At 60.5% G+C, this 17,723-nt stretch carries 15 protein-coding genes and 1 pseudogene; 8 read left to right on the top strand and 8 right to left on the bottom strand.

Annotated elements, in window-relative coordinates; all coding sequences use genetic code 11:
* Positions 1 to 274: 274 nt before the first annotated feature.
* Complete coding sequence (locus AC3A43_RS16815; protein ID WP_487793684.1) at positions 275 to 1,372, top strand: DmpA family aminopeptidase; 1,098 nt, start codon at positions 275 to 277, stop codon at positions 1,370 to 1,372.
* 17 nt (positions 1,373 to 1,389) lie between these two features.
* Here AC3A43_RS16815 and AC3A43_RS16810 read toward each other — a convergent pair whose 3' ends face one another.
* From AC3A43_RS16810 to AC3A43_RS16800, 3 genes and pseudogenes are all read right to left on the bottom strand, one after another.
* Positions 1,390 to 2,943 carry an N-acyl-D-amino-acid deacylase family protein gene (locus AC3A43_RS16810; protein ID WP_487793683.1) on the bottom strand — a complete coding sequence of 518 codons (1,554 nt, stop codon included), beginning with the start codon at positions 2,941 to 2,943 and terminating at the stop codon, positions 1,390 to 1,392.
* 241 nt (positions 2,944 to 3,184) lie between these two features.
* Positions 3,185 to 3,457 (bottom strand): annotated as a pseudogene (locus AC3A43_RS16805) (tyrosine-type recombinase/integrase); the annotation flags it as partial.
* Between the two features lie 100 nt (positions 3,458 to 3,557).
* Entirely contained in the window at positions 3,558 to 4,445 is an 888-nt protein-coding gene (locus tag AC3A43_RS16800; RefSeq protein ID WP_487793682.1) for a LysR substrate-binding domain-containing protein, read from the bottom strand.
* Positions 4,446 to 4,560: 115 nt separating this feature from the next.
* Here AC3A43_RS16800 and AC3A43_RS16795 point away from each other — a divergent pair, with 115 nt between their 5' ends.
* The 3 genes from AC3A43_RS16795 to AC3A43_RS16785 all read left to right on the top strand — a co-directional run bounded on the left by AC3A43_RS16795 (position 4,561) and on the right by AC3A43_RS16785 (position 7,128).
* Positions 4,561 to 5,172 carry a LysE family translocator gene (locus tag AC3A43_RS16795; protein ID WP_487793681.1) on the top strand — a complete coding sequence of 204 codons (612 nt, stop codon included), beginning with the start codon at positions 4,561 to 4,563 and terminating at the stop codon, positions 5,170 to 5,172.
* Positions 5,173 to 5,192: 20 nt separating this feature from the next.
* Positions 5,193 to 6,530, top strand: coding sequence for a metal-dependent hydrolase family protein (locus tag AC3A43_RS16790; protein ID WP_487793680.1), 1,338 nt, complete (start codon positions 5,193 to 5,195; stop codon positions 6,528 to 6,530).
* Positions 6,531 to 6,774: 244 nt separating this feature from the next.
* The gene (locus AC3A43_RS16785; RefSeq protein WP_487793679.1) at positions 6,775 to 7,128 is read left to right on the top strand and encodes a YunG family protein; all 354 of its coding nucleotides are present in this window, start codon (positions 6,775 to 6,777) and stop codon (positions 7,126 to 7,128) included.
* Here the strand turns inward: AC3A43_RS16785 and AC3A43_RS16780 are convergent.
* The gene (locus tag AC3A43_RS16780) at positions 7,073 to 7,405 is read right to left on the bottom strand and encodes a hypothetical protein (RefSeq protein ID WP_487793796.1); all 333 of its coding nucleotides are present in this window, start codon (positions 7,403 to 7,405) and stop codon (positions 7,073 to 7,075) included. The two genes, AC3A43_RS16785 and AC3A43_RS16780, sit on opposite strands and share 56 nt — an antisense overlap.
* A gap of 325 nt (positions 7,406 to 7,730) precedes the next feature.
* Here AC3A43_RS16780 and AC3A43_RS16775 point away from each other — a divergent pair, with 325 nt between their 5' ends.
* Entirely contained in the window at positions 7,731 to 8,384 is a 654-nt protein-coding gene (locus AC3A43_RS16775; protein WP_487793678.1) for a helix-turn-helix domain-containing protein, read from the top strand.
* On the opposite strand, the gene AC3A43_RS16770 is transcribed toward AC3A43_RS16775, so the two are convergent.
* Positions 8,381 to 9,076: an HAD family hydrolase gene (locus tag AC3A43_RS16770; protein WP_487793677.1), complete on the bottom strand. Its 696-nt coding sequence runs from the start codon at positions 9,074 to 9,076 to the stop codon at positions 8,381 to 8,383. The genes AC3A43_RS16775 and AC3A43_RS16770 overlap by 4 nt on opposite strands.
* 575 nt (positions 9,077 to 9,651) lie before the next feature.
* Between AC3A43_RS16770 and AC3A43_RS16765 the strand changes: the two genes are divergently transcribed.
* Genes AC3A43_RS16765 through AC3A43_RS16755 form a run of 3 tightly spaced genes read left to right on the top strand, consistent with a single transcriptional unit; the run spans position 9,652 to position 13,594 of the window.
* A complete protein-coding gene (locus tag AC3A43_RS16765; RefSeq protein ID WP_487793791.1) occupies positions 9,652 to 11,676 on the top strand; it encodes a TonB-dependent siderophore receptor in 2,025 nt (674 codons plus the stop codon).
* A gap of 32 nt (positions 11,677 to 11,708) precedes the next feature.
* Positions 11,709 to 12,254, top strand: a complete 546-nt coding sequence (locus AC3A43_RS16760) for a hypothetical protein (protein ID WP_487793676.1) — start codon at positions 11,709 to 11,711, stop codon at positions 12,252 to 12,254.
* Positions 12,251 to 13,594, top strand: coding sequence for a PepSY-associated TM helix domain-containing protein (locus AC3A43_RS16755; protein ID WP_487793675.1), 1,344 nt, complete (start codon positions 12,251 to 12,253; stop codon positions 13,592 to 13,594). Before AC3A43_RS16760 ends, AC3A43_RS16755 begins: the two co-directional genes overlap by 4 nt.
* Positions 13,595 to 13,754: 160 nt before the next feature.
* On the opposite strand, the gene AC3A43_RS16750 is transcribed toward AC3A43_RS16755, so the two are convergent.
* The 3 genes from AC3A43_RS16750 to AC3A43_RS16740 all read right to left on the bottom strand — a co-directional run bounded on the left by AC3A43_RS16750 (position 13,755) and on the right by AC3A43_RS16740 (position 17,719).
* Complete coding sequence (locus tag AC3A43_RS16750; protein WP_487793674.1) at positions 13,755 to 14,891, bottom strand: GGDEF domain-containing protein; 1,137 nt, start codon at positions 14,889 to 14,891, stop codon at positions 13,755 to 13,757.
* A 325-nt stretch (positions 14,892 to 15,216) separates the two neighbouring features.
* On the bottom strand, positions 15,217 to 16,728 hold the full coding sequence (locus AC3A43_RS16745) for a malonate--CoA ligase (protein ID WP_487793673.1): 1,512 nt from the start codon (positions 16,726 to 16,728) through the stop codon (positions 15,217 to 15,219).
* Position 16,729: 1 nt separating this feature from the next.
* Positions 16,730 to 17,719 (bottom strand): aldo/keto reductase family protein, encoded by a 990-nt coding sequence (locus AC3A43_RS16740; protein WP_487793672.1) that lies wholly within the window; start codon positions 17,717 to 17,719, stop codon positions 16,730 to 16,732.
* Positions 17,720 to 17,723: the final 4 nt, after the last annotated feature.

The raw sequence follows: 17,723 nt of genomic DNA, 5'->3' as shown, positions 1-17,723 counted from the left end.
AAACTCAGCCGCGTCTTACTGCTCCAGGGTTGCCCAACCCGAAAGTGAATGGTTGTCACCAATCGTACAATCGCCGTCCGCATCAATGAGTATGCCGCCGGGGGTCCCCGGCAGTCAGTCTCTGCCGCGCCAAAAGTACACTGTCGCACCTATGCCCAAAGGGCATAGACTTCGGAGACAAGGCATTGGACGGGAATTTTGATTTGGCGGTAATAGTTGCGAGCACACGCGCGACACGGGGGAACCGATGATATTGAGCAAGGCAATTGTGGCAATGAGCCTGCTGGCCGTGGCATCCGTTGCCTCCCCGGTCCAACGCGCCCGCGAGGCCGGCGTCACTATCGGCGTTCTTCCCAGCGGCCCGCTCAATAGCATCACCGATGTTGACGGGGTCGAAGTTGGCCACGTCACGATCGAGGAAGGCAAGGATATCCATACCGGCGTCACGGCGATCCTGCCGCATGGCGGCAATGTCTTTCGTTCGCGGGTTCCCGCCGGTTTCGTGGCGTTCAACGCGTTCGGCAAGTTTGTCGGCTCCACACAGGTCGCCGAACTCGGCGAGATCGAAACACCCATAATGCTGACCAACACGCTCAACGTCCCCGAAGCCGCGGCCGCCGCGATCGAATGGACGCTGGCCCGGCCGGGTAATGAGGCGGTCCGGTCGGTCAACGCCGTGGTTGGTGAAACGAACGATGGTGTACTGAACGACATCCGCCGACGCCGCGTCACAGCCGCCGACGCCCGGCGCGCGATCGACGGAGCGAAAGGCGGCGCGGTCGAGGAAGGGTCGGTCGGTGCCGGCACTGGCACGGTCGCCTTCGGGTTCAAGGGCGGGATCGGCACGGCATCGCGCCGACTGTCGAGCGCGATGGGCGGATGGACCTTGGGGGTCTTGGTGCAAAGTAATTATGGCGGCGTCCTGAATATTGCAGGTGTACCGGTCGGCATCAAGCTGGGCCGTCACGCCTTCGCAGGCGGAAGCGACCGCGACACCGCGGACGGTTCGGTCATCGTGGTCATTGCCACCGACGCGCCGCTTTCCGACCGCAACCTGCGCCGCATCGCCGAGCGCGCGTTCATCGGGATTGGCCGAACAGGATCGTCGTTTTCAAACGGGTCGGGCGACTATGCGATTGCCTTTTCGACCAACCCCGCGGTGCGCCGCGAGGAGGGCAGCGCGGCGACGGCGGAAATCGCCGACCTTCGCAACGAGGAACTTTCGCCGCTGTTTCAGGCCGTGGCCGAATCGACCGAGGAAGCTGTCGTCAACTCTCTCTTCGCCGGAAAGACAGTCGAGGGCCATCGGGGCCGGGTGCAGCGGCTACCGGTGGAGACAATATTGCCCTGGCTGACTGCTGGAGACCAGTGACGGCTCCGCCAAGGGACCTAGGGCCTCCTTGTCGCGCGCAGCAGACGACCCGGAGCGCCAACACGCTGGCCGGCTTCGAATGCCGGCTGCCCATTTACTAGCACCATGTCAAAACCTTGCGCCGGCGCAAATGGGTCGAGGTAGCTCGAGCGCGCTTTCACCCGTTCGGGGGCAAACAGGACGAGATCCGCCTTTGCCCCCGGCCGCACCGTTCCGCGATCGGCGATCCGGAGGATCCGCGCAGGGAGCGCAGTCGCTTTGTGAACCGCCTGCTCGATCGGGAGCCTGCCGCTGTTCACAACATATTGCTCGATCAACTTGGCATACGTGCCGGTTGCCCGCGGGTGGCGCATCCCAGGACCGCCGTCGGTCGAGATCGCGACATGAGGATCGAGAACGAGAATATCTTGTAGCGCGTCGTCCATGGTGAAATGCGCGCCGGAGGCGCCGCCAGGGCCGATCTTAATCAGGAAATCGGCATAGTGGAGCCTCGCCTCCTGCGATGCTTGAGCAAGTGTCTTTCCCGCATAAGGAGCGGTGCCGATCAAGAGCGCTTCTGGCCCGCCGCGCCGGGTCATTCGCGCGACGAGGTGATCGCGCAATCCCTGCCGTCGCTCCGCCACGATGGCGCCGTAATCGCTGGGCGGCAAAGCCCATTTGGGGAAGAGCAGCGCAATGCCGGTATAGCCGGCACTGTATGGATAGGCGTCGGCGGTCAGATCGATGCCGGCACGGCGTTTGGCGGCGATATAGTCGAGCAATTGGCGAGCGCGGGCTTCGCCTTTGCCAAACACCACTTTCAGGTGCGAAATGTGCGGCCGACCGGGGCGCGCAGACGCAATGAGCTCCTCGATCGAGGCTTCGATTTCGTCGTCATTTTCGGATCGCATATGGCTCATGACCACGCCGTCGTGACGGGCAACGGTCTGGCCGAGGCCGGCAAGTTCAGCGCTTGTGGCATAAATGCCCGGAACATACTCCAGCCCGTAGGAGATCCCGAAGGCGCCAGCGGTCAGCTCGCGGTCAAGCTCCGCGGCCATTCGAGCCAGCGCAGCATCGTCAGGCTGGCGCACCGAGTCCGGGATACCGGAGGCGCGGCGCAGCGTGCCGTGGCTCGCCAGGACCGCAACATTCAACGATAGAGCCGCGCGATTGGCAGCCGTCAGCCAAGTTTCAAGATTCAGATCGTCACTAATGCGGGGGCCAGCGCCGTCCACGCCAAGCAGGATGGTCGTCACGCCCATGGCGAGGAAGGCATCGTAGGATTGCTCCAGCGGATCGCCATGCGTGTGGGTGTCGATAAATCCAGGCGCGAGCACGCGCCCGTCGCCGGGAACAGCGCGCGCGCCGCGCGGGACGGTACCCCCCGGCGGCAAGATAGCCACCACACGATCGCCAACGACGGTCACGTCGGCACGGCGCGGTTCGGCCCCGGTACCGTCGACCAACAGGACATCTCGAAAATAGATCGACGGGTCGGCCCGCACGGCGGCAAGAACCGGCAGGTTGGTCAAGGCGCACCCGGCGACCGCCCCGCCAACGAGTTGGCGTCGCGTGATGTCACCCACCATGAAACTCTCCCTTGTCCGTGTTAGGGCAAGACTGCCTGAATGGGCGGGCGAAAGCAAACAGATGGTCGCGCACCGAACATCCTCGCTAGGCAATATTTGGGATTATCGATGTGCGCTGGACGGCGCTCGGACGCTGATTCTGGCCGGTTTGAGACGGTCCGCTTTTAGGGGGCTAACAGAGAGAGCGGACGTTCCGCCACGAGTTAGAGCGCTCGCTCTCTAGGATATCGCGATTTGCAGATTAGACTTCGATACCTTTCGCCAGGGTCAATGCATCTTCAACATCGACGCCGAGGTATCGCACCGTATTTTCAATCTTGGTGTGTCCGAGCAGAATCTGCACGGCACGCAAATTTCCGGTCGCCTCGTAAATGATCGACGCCTTTGTTCTGCGTAAAGAATGCGTCCCGTAGTCATCGCTTCGGAGTCCAACCAAGGTGACCCATTCGTCGACAAGACGCGCATATTGTCGCGTGCTCAGGTGCGCTGAATGATCGACGCGGCTCGGGAACACTTACCTGCCGCGGATCTTAACGCGGCGCGTTTATCATCGGCCAGGACAAGCATACGTGGCGCGACGAACGCGCGGCGGAATCTGCGACCGATTGCAGTGGTTAAGCAGAATCGCCTGCTGCTTGGTCAACGACCCAGTCGCGAAAAAATCGTGTTTTCGCCGGGAGGGACCCACGACGATGCACCAGCCAGTAGCCCCCCTCTTCCTCGACCCGGATCGGAAAAGGCATCATCAGCTGCCCGCTGGTTATCTCGGCGGAAAAAAATCGCGGCGTCACTAGCGCAACACCGTTCTGCCGAATGGCAGCAGCTACTTCGTTGGCCTGCATGCCAAGATCGCAGATCGGAGAGGTAGAGGCACCCGGCTCCGTCCCCGCAACAGCCAGCCATTGCTCCCACCAAGTTTCGCGACCGAATCTGGGTTTGTTTAGTATATCGGCAATCTCGGATAAATTGCCGGAGGCGACGAGCGAAGGCGAACACATCACGGTGAAATCGCTCTTAAACAGCATCCTCGCATCGCATCCCGACCAGGTGCCCATTCCGCTCCGTATGGCCAGATCGAATTCGCCGATTACATCACCAATCTCGACCGACGTGTCGAGCCGAAATGCTATATCGGGTCGTAGCGCTCGAAATAGACCGAGACGCGGAACCAGCCAGTGCGATGCGACGGTCGGAAGCGCACTGATCGATATTCGTTTTCCTGTCTCTGCGGCCATTCCAACAGCCGTCGAGCGGATGAGGTCGAACGCTTCGGTTACAGCAAGTGCAAGCCGCTCTCCCGAAATGCTGAGTTCTATATGCCGTCCGTGGCGCCGAAAAAGTGCCTGCCCTAGCTCGTTTTCAAGCTGCTTCACCTGATAGCTGACCGCTGCCTGCGTCATCGACAATTCTTCGGCTGCCCTCGTGAAGCTACCGTGGCGCGAAGCCGCTTCAAATGCCCTAAGCGCAGTAAGCGATGGCAGACGTGCACGAGAGTTTTTCATAAACTGGCTTTGGGTTGGAGCGATATAATGGCGTTGTCAATATTGGGCACGTGCCCTCTATTTCGTTTCATCGAAACAATTGTGGCCCGCCCAAACAAAACGAAGGAGCTTGATAATGGATATCGTCGATCTAGCTGCCTTCGCCATTCCGCTTGCGACAGCGTGCGCTGTTCCGGGTCCTACCACGATGATGCTTGTGGCGCGGGTCACCGCCCAGGGCACAAAGGGCATCGGTCTCTTCTGCGTCGGGCTCGTCATCGGCGACATCCTGTGGCTCGGGATCGCGACGGCAGGAGCTTCCGCCCTGGCAGCTTCTGCAGCTCCCGTCTTCGAAGCCATTCGCTGGTTGGGCGCCGCGTACCTCTTTTATGTCGCGTGGCAGCTCTGGTCGGCACCAGCCGACGGCGAGCAGGTTCCGCGAGATCGCGATCAGCAAGCGCCCCACTTGTTACTGGCAGGGCTGCTTCTGGCACTTGGAAACGCGAAAACAGGTATCTTTTATGTGGCTCTCGTGCCCACTTTCCTCCCGCTCGAACACATTACCTTGGCCGATGTCGGCACATTGTCGGCCGTCGTCGTAGCAATCTACGGCAGCGTGTTGGGCGCTTATGTGTTGGCCGCTACGCGAACTCGTCGCCTATTTCTTGATACAGCGGCACGAAGACGGCTGAACCGCGTCGCAGGTGGGGTGATCGCGATCAGCGCCCTATTCGTGGTCTCAATCTAAAGCTGATATTGGAGAAGTTCGTGACCTTTGAATCCACCAAATTCGCCATGAGCATTTGCGTCAAAAGGGGCGGGCTTATGGCTGCAGCAGCGCTGCTAGCGATGGTAACGTCGGCCGAAGCCTCTGATGGAACAGTGGCGGTACATGCAGGCCGGCTTCTCGCGGATCCAGCGACCGGGATTGTGCTTCATGATCAGACTGTCCTCGTTCGCGACGGACGCATCGTTTCCGTGACATCGGGATATTCGCTGCCGAACGATGCTAAACTAATCGATCTTAAAAATGCATTCGTGCTGCCCGGACTCATCGACAGTCATGTGCATCTTACGGATGAGTTCGGTCCCGGGTCGCGCCTCCAAGAGGTAACGCGAACGACGTCGTTGCAGGCATTATTCGGCGCGGCAAACGCCGGGAAGACCCTGAGAGCGGGGTTCACGACGGTCGCCGATCTGGGAGCCAGAAATGAGGCGATTTTCGGGCTACGCAATGCAATTGAGGCGGGTTTCGTCGCGGGACCGCGCATCGTCGCCGCGGGATCGGCGGTCACCCCGCATGGCGGTCACGCGGATTCGAACGGTTTCGCGCCCGCCGTTATGGATGCAATCAGGCCAGGTTCAGTATGCTCCGGGGCTGACGACTGTCGGCGTGTCGTCCGCGAACAGGTTCGGCAAGGGGCCGACATCATCAAGGTGACCGCGACGGGGGGAGTTCTCTCGGACACCTCCGCAGGATTGGGCCGCCAGTTTATGTCCGCCGAACTTGAGGCGATCGTCGATGCTGCTCATAGCATGGGCCGACGAGTCACCGCCCACGCGCACGCCGCCGAGGGGATCAAGGCATTTCTTCAGGCGGGGGGCGACTCTATCGAGCATGGGACATATCTTGACAGCGAGGCGATTGCCCTTGTTCGTTCGACGAAGGCGTTTTTGGTGCCAACCTTGCTTCCTGGCTCAGCAATGGCTGCCGAAGCGCGGCGAGAAGGTACCTATCTCTCACCAGCACAGATAGCGAAGGCGCGGCAAGCCGGCGAGCGCGTTGCCAACCTTGGGCGCCGCCTTGCCGGGACCGGCGTGAAGATCGCCTTCGGGTCCGATTCGGGCGTAACTCCCCACGGCCAGAATGCGAAAGAATTCTCCTTGATGGTGGCAACCGGCTTCACTCCGCTTCAGGCTATCCAAGCGGCAACGGTGGGTGCTGCGGAGCATCTCGGCCTCAACGAGGAGATCGGGCGAGTCGCCGCTGGTCGAGCAGCCGACTTGATCGCCGTCAGGAACGACCCCATTGTCGATGTGGAGGAACTCGAGCGCGTGACATTTGTCATGAAAGGCGGGCAGGCCGTCGATCTTGAGAGAAACTGACGGCTCTTGCCTATCGATTTGTAGGTGGTCGCAGCGGCTGTGCGGAGATTCAGGCTCTGACGACGTCGATGAGAACGATAACTGGCGCATGCGAAAAGCCGGATCGGTTTTTATGGGGAACTAAAAACCCTATGCCGAACATCAACTCTATAGACCGCGAACATATGGTATAGTCTCCAGACGGGAGTTATACGTTAATCGAAGCCGAGTTCGGCTATTAGTTCGACGGGGCGTAGCTAAAACCATGACATACTCAAATCCAATTGAACTTTATCGGTCGTTGAGATGGGTTTGGTCGGCAGATACAGCAAGTCCCTCCTCGATCTGGTCAAACGAAAATCCGGCCAAGAACCATTGCAGCGTCACGGCGTTGATTGTGCAAGATCACTTCGGTGGAGATATTTTGACCACAAAGACAGCGGGTGGTACCCATTTTTACAATCTTGTCGGAGGGCAGCGGTGGGATTTGACTATCAGTCAGTTTGCTGAACCAATTGCTTTTGACGATACGCCGACGAACCGGGCTGCAGCGATGGCAGACACTACCATAGAGAAATATCGAACGGTCGTAGCGAGACTTGACGCGATCTCAAGATGACTTTCGACTCCACGGAAGCGCGCGACCACAGCCGCATAGAGGCGGGTTTGCCCGTGGCGAGGAAGGTGTCGGCGAGCTTGTCATATCGGGTTGGGATGCATCGGAAGTGTTTGAACTTGCTCAAGAAGTGCTCGACATGATTGCGCTGGCGACAGACCGTTTTGCTTAAGCAGGCCTTCCAATTGCGGTTGGATTTGGCCGGGATGTTGAAAACTGCTCGTTGCGCCTCGATCAGATCACGGATGATGCTGCCGCCGTAAGGCTTGTCGCCGAACACGATGTTGCGGGGTGCGAGTCGGCCTAGCAGCGCAAGTGCGGCAGGCGCGTCGTGGGCCTGCCGCCCTCACGCCGAGCCGGACTGGCAAGCCTTGCGGGTCGACGACGCAAGGAGCTGGACCGTGAGGCCGCGCGGCGAGCAACCGAGACAATGACCTCCCTCTCCCCTTTGCCGTCGCGGCCTGCTGGTACGCCCGGATGAAAGTGCTGTCGATCGTCTGGATGTCGCCATCGTAGGCCGCCGTGATCGCATCAATCAATGAGCAAGACGGCCATCTGATGGCTTCGGCCGCCGGCGCTGAAAATAGCTGAAAGGGTAAGGTTGCTTGACCGGACGATCAAAACTACGCTTTTGTAGCGGGCATGATGAATATCGCTTTTCTGGATTGCGGCAATTGATGTCAGACCAAAACGTCCTTGCCTGGCCTCGTGTCGATTCAGCCTACCTTGCAGGCCAGTTCCGGCGCTGGCGGATTCTCAACCGTATCAAGCAGGAACATGCCGCAGAGTTATTCGGTGTGAGCCAGAGTACGGTATCTCGCTGGGAAGCGGGGCAGCAATCCATTTCCGCTCGGGAAGGTGAGAAAATGGCGACGCTATTTGCCGCGGGGCTTAGCGGTGCCGCCGAGGCAGCGCTGGCGCGACTGGTCGAGGAGAGCGCGAGACCGATCCACCTCATTTGTGATCTTACCCATCGCCTGCTGGCATGCTCTTCGCCCCGCGCCGCTGAATTCGGATTGCTATGCGAACATCTGAAGGGGCGCTCAATGTGGCGCTATGCAACGCCCGAAATCGCGCAGACGGAACGGCAACTCAGCGCGTCCGGTTGGCACGAATTGCCCGCGCCCTCCCCGATTGAGTTCGATCCGGGGATGAATCATTCCAAAGCCGTACCAATCAGAAAAGGACGATGCCGTTGGACGCGGTTTTCACTCGCTGACGGCAATGGGCTCAGGCTGGTCGAAACTTTGGAAGGCTAATTTATCTCGTCAATCCATGACGCCAATTCACCCAGGTGGGCCAGTTCCCGGAATTGCAACTCCTCATCTGGGCCAGCTGATTTCTCATGTGACCATGCAAGCGGGTGGGGGATATGCGCAGCCCATGCACCCGCGGCGAGCGCTGGCAAGACATCGGACCGCATGGAGTCGCCTGCCACCATGACGGTGGCCGGGTCTTTGGCATGTTTCGCCAATATCCGCGCGAAAGCTGCCGGTGTTTTGTCGCTGACGATCTCGATCCCGGAAAACAGGCCCTCAATGCCGGACGCCGCGATTTTGGCTTCCTGATGAAGCAGATCGCCTTTGGTCAGCATGATCATCGCTCCACGCGTAGCAATATCTTCCAGCGCATCTCGGACGCCGTCAAACAATTCTACAGGATGACTGAGCAACTCGCGCCCGGCAGCAAGGATTCGCGCGACGACCGTTGCGGGCAAACCGGAACCACCCAATGCAATGGCTGTCTCAATCATCGATAGCGTGAAACTCCGAGCCCCGTAGCCATATACTGCCAGGTTTGCGACGCCGATGTCGTCCATCTTTGCGCGTACTTGAGCCGGATCCGCAAATGGCGCCAGCGCGTCCATGAACGCAGCCTCGGCAATACCGAAATGCTTCTCATTGTGCCAAAGGGTATCGTCGGCATCGAGGATGATGGTCTTGATTTTCATGGCAGAATTGTATGCGACCTTGATAGTTTGAGGCTATGGGTAAAATATGCATGGGTCCAAACTCAGCGGTGACCGAAATTATTCGTTGGGAACGGCTCCGGCCCTGCCTCCCAACGATGCGCCATTCTACGCTCATCAGACATGGAGACTTTGGCCGATTCCGGTCAGGCAGCTTTAGAGCGAAGATCCGAGATAGCCGACATTCCGTTGGATCAACCGGCGACGACGTAAAGAGACCAGTTGGGGACGTTGCCGGGATGGCCGCGCCTATGACCGTCGTGCGAGTGGCGCCGAAGCGAGCGCAAAAAGCGTCCTTCAGCTGAGAATCGAACGCGTGCCAGATGAACATATTTCCTCGTCGAGCTGACTGATTTGACGCGAGACGACGCCTGGTTGCCACCATTCTTGGTCCTACTAGTCAGCAAGCTGCGGACGAGCTTCAACAATGCTTGACGAATGATCGCAGTTCAGCGTTGCTAATGCGACTGCTTCTCATTAGTTGGCGACAGACTCGTTTAACAACGTCAGGGGAATATCAAGTGAGAACCGCGCGCATCGCCCTGCTTCTCGGCACAATGCTGGCTGCCAGCGGCGCCTTCGCCGCCGAAGCAGTCTCGGCCGATATCGAGGATCAGGACCAGATCGTCGTCACCGGATATGCGGGGACCAAGACCGATACCGCGCTCGTCGAACTACCTCAGCCGATCAAAATCATCACCGCCGACCAATATGAAGCGCAGGGCGCGATTAGCATCAGCGACACCGTGAAATATGCCGCCGGCGTACTCGCCAACCCTTATGGTCGCGACTCCCGCGTCGATGGTTTCAACGTCCGCGGCATCGACGCGCTGCAGTTTCGCGACGGGATGCGCGACATCTTCTCCTTCTATGCCAGCATCGCGTCGGACCCCTATAATTTCGACCGCGTCGAAATCGTCCGCGGCCCGGCGTCGGTGCTGTTCGGTCAGGGGTCGATCGGCGGCCTGGTCAACCTGGTGTCGAAAAGCCCCGGCTTTGAGACGCAAGGCGAAGCGAGCCTCGTCTATGGCAGCTATAACCGCAAGGAAGTGCTGGCCGACGTCAATCTCGCGCTGTCCGACAGCTTCGCGATTCGCGCCGTCGGCCGTGCCCGCGACGCCGATACTTATGTCGACCATGTCCCCGACGACCGCGTGATGTTCGCCCCCTCGCTGCGCTGGAAGCCGACCCCCGACACCGACGTCGTCCTCACTGGTCTCTATCAGGAGGACGACACCGGCTCCACGTCGCAGTTCCTGCCTATCGTCGGCACCTTCCGCCCCAACCCCGGCGCACCGGGACAGCTCGATCGCTATACCTTCGTCGGCAAGCCTGGCTGGGACCGCTATGCGGGCCGCTCGCTACAGGGCATGGCCAGCGTCACGCATGATTTCTCAGACGCGGTGCGGCTCAGCCTCAAGGCGCGCTACATCGACAGCGACCTCGAATATTTCACTCATTATGTGGACAGCTACACCAATCCCACCGATCCCTTTTCGGTTTATGGCACTGACCGCCGCACCATCGGCCTTTATGCCGACGCCAGCGATGCGCGGATGAACGTCTTTTCGACCGACAATAATCTCCAGTTCAACTTCAACACCGGCGCGAACATCGAGCATAAACTGCTCGTCGGCGTCGATTACAGCTGGAACAAGGTCGGCAAGCGGGGCGTGTTCGGGTTTGAAACGATCGACCTGTACGATATCGATTATGACGCGCTGCTGACCTACGACCCGACCGGCCCTTTCGCCTATGACTCGCAGAAACAGCTTGGAGTCTATGTCCAAGACCAGATCCGCTTCTTCGACCGCGTCTCGGTCGTCCTTGGCGCGCGGCGCGACCGCGTCACCTCATCGGCGGGGAACAAGGACAATGCGACGACTTTCCGCGCCGGCATCATCGGCGACATTGGCGCGGGCTTCTCGCCGTTCGTCAGCTATACCGAGAGCTTCCTGCCGGTCGCCGGGCGCAACGAAAATCCCGACGGCAGCGTTGGCGATCCGTTCAGACCACAGACCGGCGAGCAATGGGAAGCCGGGGCCAAATGGAACCCGCGTCCCGGCACCCTCGTCACCGTCACCGGCTTCCGGATCAAGGAACGCAATCGCGTTCTATATCTCGCGGGTGGCGGCACCGCCCAGTCGGGCGAGCTCACCACCAAAGGCGTCGAGTTCGAGGCAAGCCACAGCCTGCCCGGCAACTTCGACCTGCTTGTCAACTATGGCTACAACAAGCTGAAGTCAGAGGTGAACACCAACCTCGACTATCTGCCGCGCCACATCGCCTCGGTCTGGTCGACCAAGACTTTTGGACTGGTCGACGAAGCGCAGCTGCGGCTTGGCGCCGGGGTTGTCTATACCGGCAAGCGCCGCTCGACGGGTCCGGCCTGGTCGCTGGTCACCCCCAGCAACACAACGGTCGATGCGCTGGCCGAGGTCAACTGGAACAACTGGCGTTTCGCGGTCAATGCGACGAACCTGCTCAACAACAAGTTCTTCGCGTCGTGCCTCGCGCGCGGCGACTGCTTCGTCGGCGCGCCGCGCAATGTGATGGCGACGGTCGGCTACCGCTTCCGGTGAGCGAGACCGCGCCCCTCGTATGGATCGGCGCCGTGGCGATCGTCGCCGCGGTCCTGCAACTGCGCCGTGCGTGGAACTTGCCGCGCCGTTCGGCGATGGCGAACGGCATCGGTTGGGCGCTGATGCTGGCAGGCGTGGCGCTCGCGCTCACAGGCAATGGTGCGTGGGGACTTGCGGTCGCGTCGCTCGCCGGCATGGCTGCCGCGTCGTTCGTCCTCGCCCACGCTGGCTGGACCGCCCCCGCCAGCAAGGCGCGCGCGTCGGAGCGCAAGGCACACATGCTCCCCGAACAGGGCGAGCCCCGCCACATCGGCCGCCGCCTCCTCACCTTCCTTATCACCGTCCCGCTTGCATTTGCCGCGTCGCTGCTCGCCGCGCTCGGCGCCCGTGCGCTTGCCGGGCTCACCGGCTGGAGCGACGCCGACGGCAACGCGATGGCGCTGCTGCTCCTTCCGCTGCTCTGGGGCATCCTCGCTTTCTGGCTGCTCATGCTGCCGAATCGCCGGTCGCAATGGGCGTGGCTCGCGGTACCGGCGGTCGCGGGACTGGGCCTGATTTTCATGGGAGGCACGGCATGACGCTGGCGATTTCAAAGGATGCCGTCCAGCGCGCACTGTCGGCGCACGCCGCTATCGGCTTGCTCGCCTCGGCGCTGCTCTATCTCATCTGCCTTACCGGCACCGTCGTCGTCTTCTATCAGGAATGGCAGCGCATCGAACAACCGGGCGCGCCCGAGATGGCGGCGATTGCCCCCGACGCCGTGCAGCGCGGCGTCGCCGCGGTTCTCGCGACCGAAAAGGGCAAGCCCGCCACCACCCACCTCTATGTCCATATGCCGGTCGACGGCCTGCCGCGCACAACGATCACCACCGACCATCAGGCGTTCCACGTCGACGCTGAAGGTCGCATCGCCGGGCCGGAAGAAAACGCCTGGTCGGAATTTTTGCTCGGCGCACATTATGCCCTTAATATTCCCGGTCTTGTCGGCATGACGATCGTCGGCATCTTCGGGGTGATGATAGTCGCCCTCGCGCTGTCGGGCGTGGTTGCCCATCCACGCATTTTCCGCGACGCCTTTCGCCTTCGCGCGCGCGACAATCACGGCGTCGGCCTCGCCGACTGGCACAACCGGCTCAGCGTCTGGACGCTGCCATTCTCGCTCGCGATCGCCCTTACCGGTGCCATGATCGGGCTTGGCGTCGTCGGCACCTACGGTCTCGCCGCCGCCTTCTACAAGAATGACGTCGAGGCGGCCTACGCGCCGATCTTTGGCGGCGAAGCCGAGCCCGACGCAAGCGCCGCTCCGCTCGCCAACGTCGCCGCGCCGCTCGCCTGGATCGCGCAAAACCATCCCGATGTGCGCCCGACCTATGTCATCCTCCACGACCCCGGCACGCGGGGCCAGCATATCCAGCTCATCGCAGAGCATCCGCGCCGCCTGATTTACGGGGAAACCTATGAATTCGGCGCCGACGGTCGCTATCATGGCAAGGTCGGCATGGCCGACGGACATTTGGGGCAACAACTCGCAGCTTCGACCTATAATCTGCATTTCGGCAACTACGGCGGACTGCCGGTCAAGATCATCTATTTCCTGCTTGGCCTTGCGCTCACAATTGTCGTCGCCACCGGCACGTCCATCTGGCTTGGCAAGCGCGAACGGCGCGGCGTCCGTGACCAGAGGCTTCGCAGCCTTTGGGATGGCGTACTGTGGGGCGTGCCGCTCGCACTGACATTGACCTTTCTCGCGCGCGTGATCGCGGGCAATGCTGCGCCGCTCACCGCAATCTTCTGGCTCCTTTGCGCGCTGGTCCTGCTCCTTGCTGCGATCCGGCCCCAGCCGAGACCGAAGCGTATGCTGCAAAGGCTTTTCATCGCGAGCCTGCTAGCCAGCCTAATTGTGCCACTACTGGTGTAGTGCGAGCCCAAGCGAAGAAGATCGATTTGGCATTGGCGCGAACTCGCTGGCCTATATGCAGATGATGGCCGATTACCGCCGGTCTGCTTTAGAAAATCCAGGCGAGATAGCGGACATTCTTCCCGCGATTTGTAATCTCTCGGAACCGCGTAGGCTTGGTCTACTCGGACGGTTGTACGCGGTCGCGACCGTCGCCCTTGGCTCTGTAAAGTGCACGGTCGGCGCGCTCCATTAGAGCCTGTAAACTTTCACCTTCCCTCGCAATCGCGACGCCAAAGCTTGCCGTCGGATTTGCTTCGCCGGACATAATAGCCGGAGCGGTTTTCTTGAATGACATTCTGATCTCTTCGGCCAGTTCGTGCGCGGCGACGGCCGCGCCTGAAGGTAGCATGATCGCGAATTCTTCGCCGCCCAGACGCGCCACAATTGCACCTCCCGGCGCTTCCTCCTTTAGGACGTCCGAGAAGTGCCGGATGATCAAATCGCCGCTGCTGTGACCGAACAAATCGTTGATCGATTTAAAATGGTCGAGATCGCTGAGGATGATCGCCACCGGCTTTCCCGCTGTCTGCCTCGCCATTGCTCTGAGCGCGCGAGGTTCAAAACCGCGGCGGTTGAACAGTCCCGACAGAGTGTCGATCAGCGCATCGGACTTGATGCCGTCCATCACGTCGCTCGCGATAACCGCAAGGACCCCGACCGCCGTCATCGCGCAGATGAGCGCGTCGGAAATCGAAACCACAAGCCAGTACGAACCCTCGAACCGCTGACCAGTGGCGCCTGATGCAATCAGGAACAGCGGACGAAGAAGATAGCCGGCGAAGGAGACGAGCAGCAAACCGAGAAGCACCTGCTCGACCGGCGTACGCCGCGGCGCCCTTGCAGCATCCAGCAGCATCAGGAGGCTGAGGACAGCCAGCCCGGAATTGAGGATGATGACCCGGGCCAGCAGGTTCGGATCCATGAATTGATAATAGTGGAGAGGCCCCAGCGTGAGCGCTCCGATAGCAAGGAGAGCCCCGTAGCGAGGCTGTCGCCCGCGCCGATTGGACAAACCGATGGATAGTAGCATGATCGCGAACAGTAGGAAGATGTTCGCCGAATAGCGCAGAACCGGATTTTCCAATGAGAAGGCAAAGTAGAATATGCCAAAACACAGCGACCTGATCGCGTACGACAGGCCGAATACCCCAATATAATTCAGAGCGCGGTTGTTTCGCCAGATCGCCAGCAGCGCGATGCAGAATATCGCTGCCATGCTCGTGTTCAAAATTCCTATGACGTTATAATAATTCATACACCCGGCCAATGACGAAAATTCGGATCCTCGATCCGGTTAATCGGAGAAGGTGCTATAATATTGGTAAAGGTCAGGTGAATGCCACTACCGAACGACGGAGCAGCGAATCACTCAACATCCAGTGAAACCTGGTTAGACATCGGTCTTCGACGGAGCTTGGCCGTTTGGAGATCGTCCGCACCTGGTGCTGCTCCATGCGCTGCTCGACCGGCAGATGTTCGCCATGGCGCGAAATCACGAAAAGCAGACATTGGATCGCTGGTTTGACTTTGAGTCTGCACTCGCCCCATTGAAAACATTAGGGATCAGGATTAATGACCCGCTATTCTTTAGCAAACAGGTCGCGATACAAATCCCTCAGCGCGGCCTTCTGAATTTTTGCCATGGAATTACGCGGAAGCTCATCCACCAAGCGTATCGCGCGCGGCTGCTTGAACCGCGCGAGTGAGGGCGCAAGGATCGACAAGATTTTCTCTTCGGACAACGTCTCGGCTTGGCCCGCAACAATCGCGACGACGGCCTCACCCAGATCGGGATGCGGAATACCGATGACTGCGGATTCCCTGACCTCCGGGATTTCATCGATGACCGCTTCGATCTCGGCGGGATATATGTTCAAGCCCCCCGAGATGATCAGGTCCTTCTCGCGTCCGACGATCGAGATATAGCCTTGGTCGTCGATCCGGCCGAGGTCCCCTGAAACAAACCACCCGTCCCGAAATTCCTCGGCAGTCTTTTCCGGCTGTCGCCAGTAGCCGCTGAAGACGTTTGGCCCCCGAATTTCGATCATGCCGACCTCGCCGGCGGGCACCGGCATGTGCGTCTCGGGATCCGTAATCCGGATATCGACGCCCGGCAGCGGGAAGCCGACCGTCCCCGCGCGCCGCTTGCCTTCATAAGGATTGGATGTGTTCATATTGGTCTCGGTCATGCCATAGCGCTCCAGGATCGCATGGCCGGAGCGTGCCGCGAAGGCCCGGTGCATGTCCGCCGAGAGAGGTGCCGATCCCGATATGAAGAGCCGCATGTGACGAACCAGCTCATTATTGAAACGGGGGTCATCAACCAGCCGGCTGTAAAAGGTGGGAACGCCCATCATGGTCGTGCAATGCGGCAGCGCCGCAATGATCGCGTCCAGGTCGAACCGCGGCAAGAACCGCATCGACGCGCCTGCCGACATGATGGTGTTGATCGCAACGAAAAGCCCATGCGTGTGAAAAATCGGCAAGGCGTGCAGCAACACATCACTTGGCTCGAACGCCCAATAATCCTTCAGCATAAGCGCGTTCGAGGTGAGATTCTCGTGGGTGATCATCGCGCCCTTCGAACGGCCGGTCGTTCCCGAGGTATAGAGGATCGCTGTCAAGGTCGAAGGTTCGACCGCCACCGTGGAAAAGCCCGGGGCAGCGCGCCCGGCCGCGTCCGCGAGCGAACCGCTGCCATCTTCGCCAAGCGTCTCGATCCGAGAAACCTTCGCGGCGTTTGCAACGGGACGCAGCGCCTCTAGCGTGTCGGGGCGGCAAACGAACAGGGTCGCTTCGCTGTCGCCGAGGAAATAAGCGACCTCATTCGGGGTGTAGGCAGGATTGAGCGGGAGAAACACCGCCCCTGCCCGGACAGTGCCCAAATAGAGCGCGACCAACTCGATGCTCTTCTCGCATTGGACCGCGACGCGATCGCCCTGTCCGACGCCCAGCTCGCCGAGCAGATTGGCATAGCGGCCCGACATGGCGTCAAGCGCGCCATAACTGATGACCCGCCCATCCGGCAGAATGGCGAACGGCTCGTCCTTGCCGGGCGATGAGGCGAGGAGCCTGGTGTAGAGATTGCTCACGTCATCGCCTCTTGTTGAATCCCGGAACGTCCGGAACCTTGACCGACTCTCGCGGGATCGCCGCCACGATATGCTCCGCGCGCCGGAACAAGTCACCGTCGATCACAATTCCGCTCGCCGCCGCATTTTCCTCGAGCTGCCCTGGCCGGCTCGCACCGACGATCGCAGATGCCACATTGGGTTCGCGCAGGACCCAAGCCAAGGCAAATTGGGCTAATGTCACGCCTGCCTCGGCGGCAAGCAATTTGAGATCCTGAGCGGCCCGAAGCGTCGGCTCGGTCATCTTGGGGCCCATCATCCGGCCCATCACGTCATCGGCTGCGCGGCTGCCGGCGGGAGCCACGTGCCCGGGTACATATTTGCCCGTCAGAACCCCCTGCGCCAGAGGAGACCAGACGATCTGCGAAATCCCGTTTGCAGCTGACAGCGGAAACACTTCCTTTTCGGGGCGCCGCCAGAGGAGGGAATATTGGGGCTGGCTCGATATGAAGGGTTGGGCGCCAGAGACTGCCAGGGCTTCGCGGATATTGGCTGGCGACCATTCCGAGAAGCCAAGGTATCGCACCTTTCCCGCGCGGACAGCCGCGCTGAGCGCCTCCATGGTTTCCTCGATAGGCGTGTCCGGGTCGAAGCGGTGGCATTGATAGAGATCGATATAATCGGTGCCCAGCCGAGCCAGCGACGCGTCGAGTTGCTTGGCGACCTGGTCGCGGCCCAAGCCGCGGTCGGTGTCGCTCATCGGCCCGAAGAGCTTCGTGGCGAGAATATAGCTGTCGCGCGGGCGCCCGGCGAGTGTTTCGCCGAGGAAGCTCTCGGCAGCGCCACGACCATAGACATTTGCTGTGTCGATGAAATTGATACCGAGGCCGAATGCTCGGTCGACCACGTCTGCTGCCGTCACGCGCTCGATGCCGACGCCGAAGGTCATCCACGAGCCGAGCGAGATTTCCGATACGCGAAGGTCGCTCGAGCCAAGTTGCCGGTATCGCATAACG

The organism is Sphingopyxis sp. Soil_C_28 (genome assembly GCF_057657055.1).
Note: the sequence above shows the minus strand (reverse complement) of the source record. Positions and strands in the feature narration are given on the sequence as shown.

Bases quoted from the DNA above. Each gene is read 5' to 3' on its own strand.
- AC3A43_RS16750 (WP_487793674.1), bottom strand. From the start codon at position 14,891: ATGAATTATTATAACGTCATAGGAATTTTGAACACGAGCATGGCAGCG.
- AC3A43_RS16770 (WP_487793677.1), bottom strand. From the start codon at position 9,076: ATGAAAATCAAGACCATCATCCTCGATGCCGACGATACCCTTTGGCAC.
- AC3A43_RS16800 (WP_487793682.1), bottom strand. From the start codon at position 4,445: ATGAAAAACTCTCGTGCACGTCTGCCATCGCTTACTGCGCTTAGGGCA.
- AC3A43_RS16815 (WP_487793684.1), top strand. From the start codon at position 275: ATGAGCCTGCTGGCCGTGGCATCCGTTGCCTCCCCGGTCCAACGCGCC.
- AC3A43_RS16795 (WP_487793681.1), top strand. From the start codon at position 4,561: ATGGATATCGTCGATCTAGCTGCCTTCGCCATTCCGCTTGCGACAGCG.
- AC3A43_RS16740 (WP_487793672.1), bottom strand. From the start codon at position 17,719: ATGCGATACCGGCAACTTGGCTCGAGCGACCTTCGCGTATCGGAAATC.
- AC3A43_RS16755 (WP_487793675.1), top strand. From the start codon at position 12,251: ATGACGCTGGCGATTTCAAAGGATGCCGTCCAGCGCGCACTGTCGGCG.
- AC3A43_RS16785 (WP_487793679.1), top strand. From the start codon at position 6,775: ATGACATACTCAAATCCAATTGAACTTTATCGGTCGTTGAGATGGGTT.
- AC3A43_RS16765 (WP_487793791.1), top strand. From the start codon at position 9,652: ATGCTGGCTGCCAGCGGCGCCTTCGCCGCCGAAGCAGTCTCGGCCGAT.
- AC3A43_RS16810 (WP_487793683.1), bottom strand. From the start codon at position 2,943: ATGGTGGGTGACATCACGCGACGCCAACTCGTTGGCGGGGCGGTCGCC.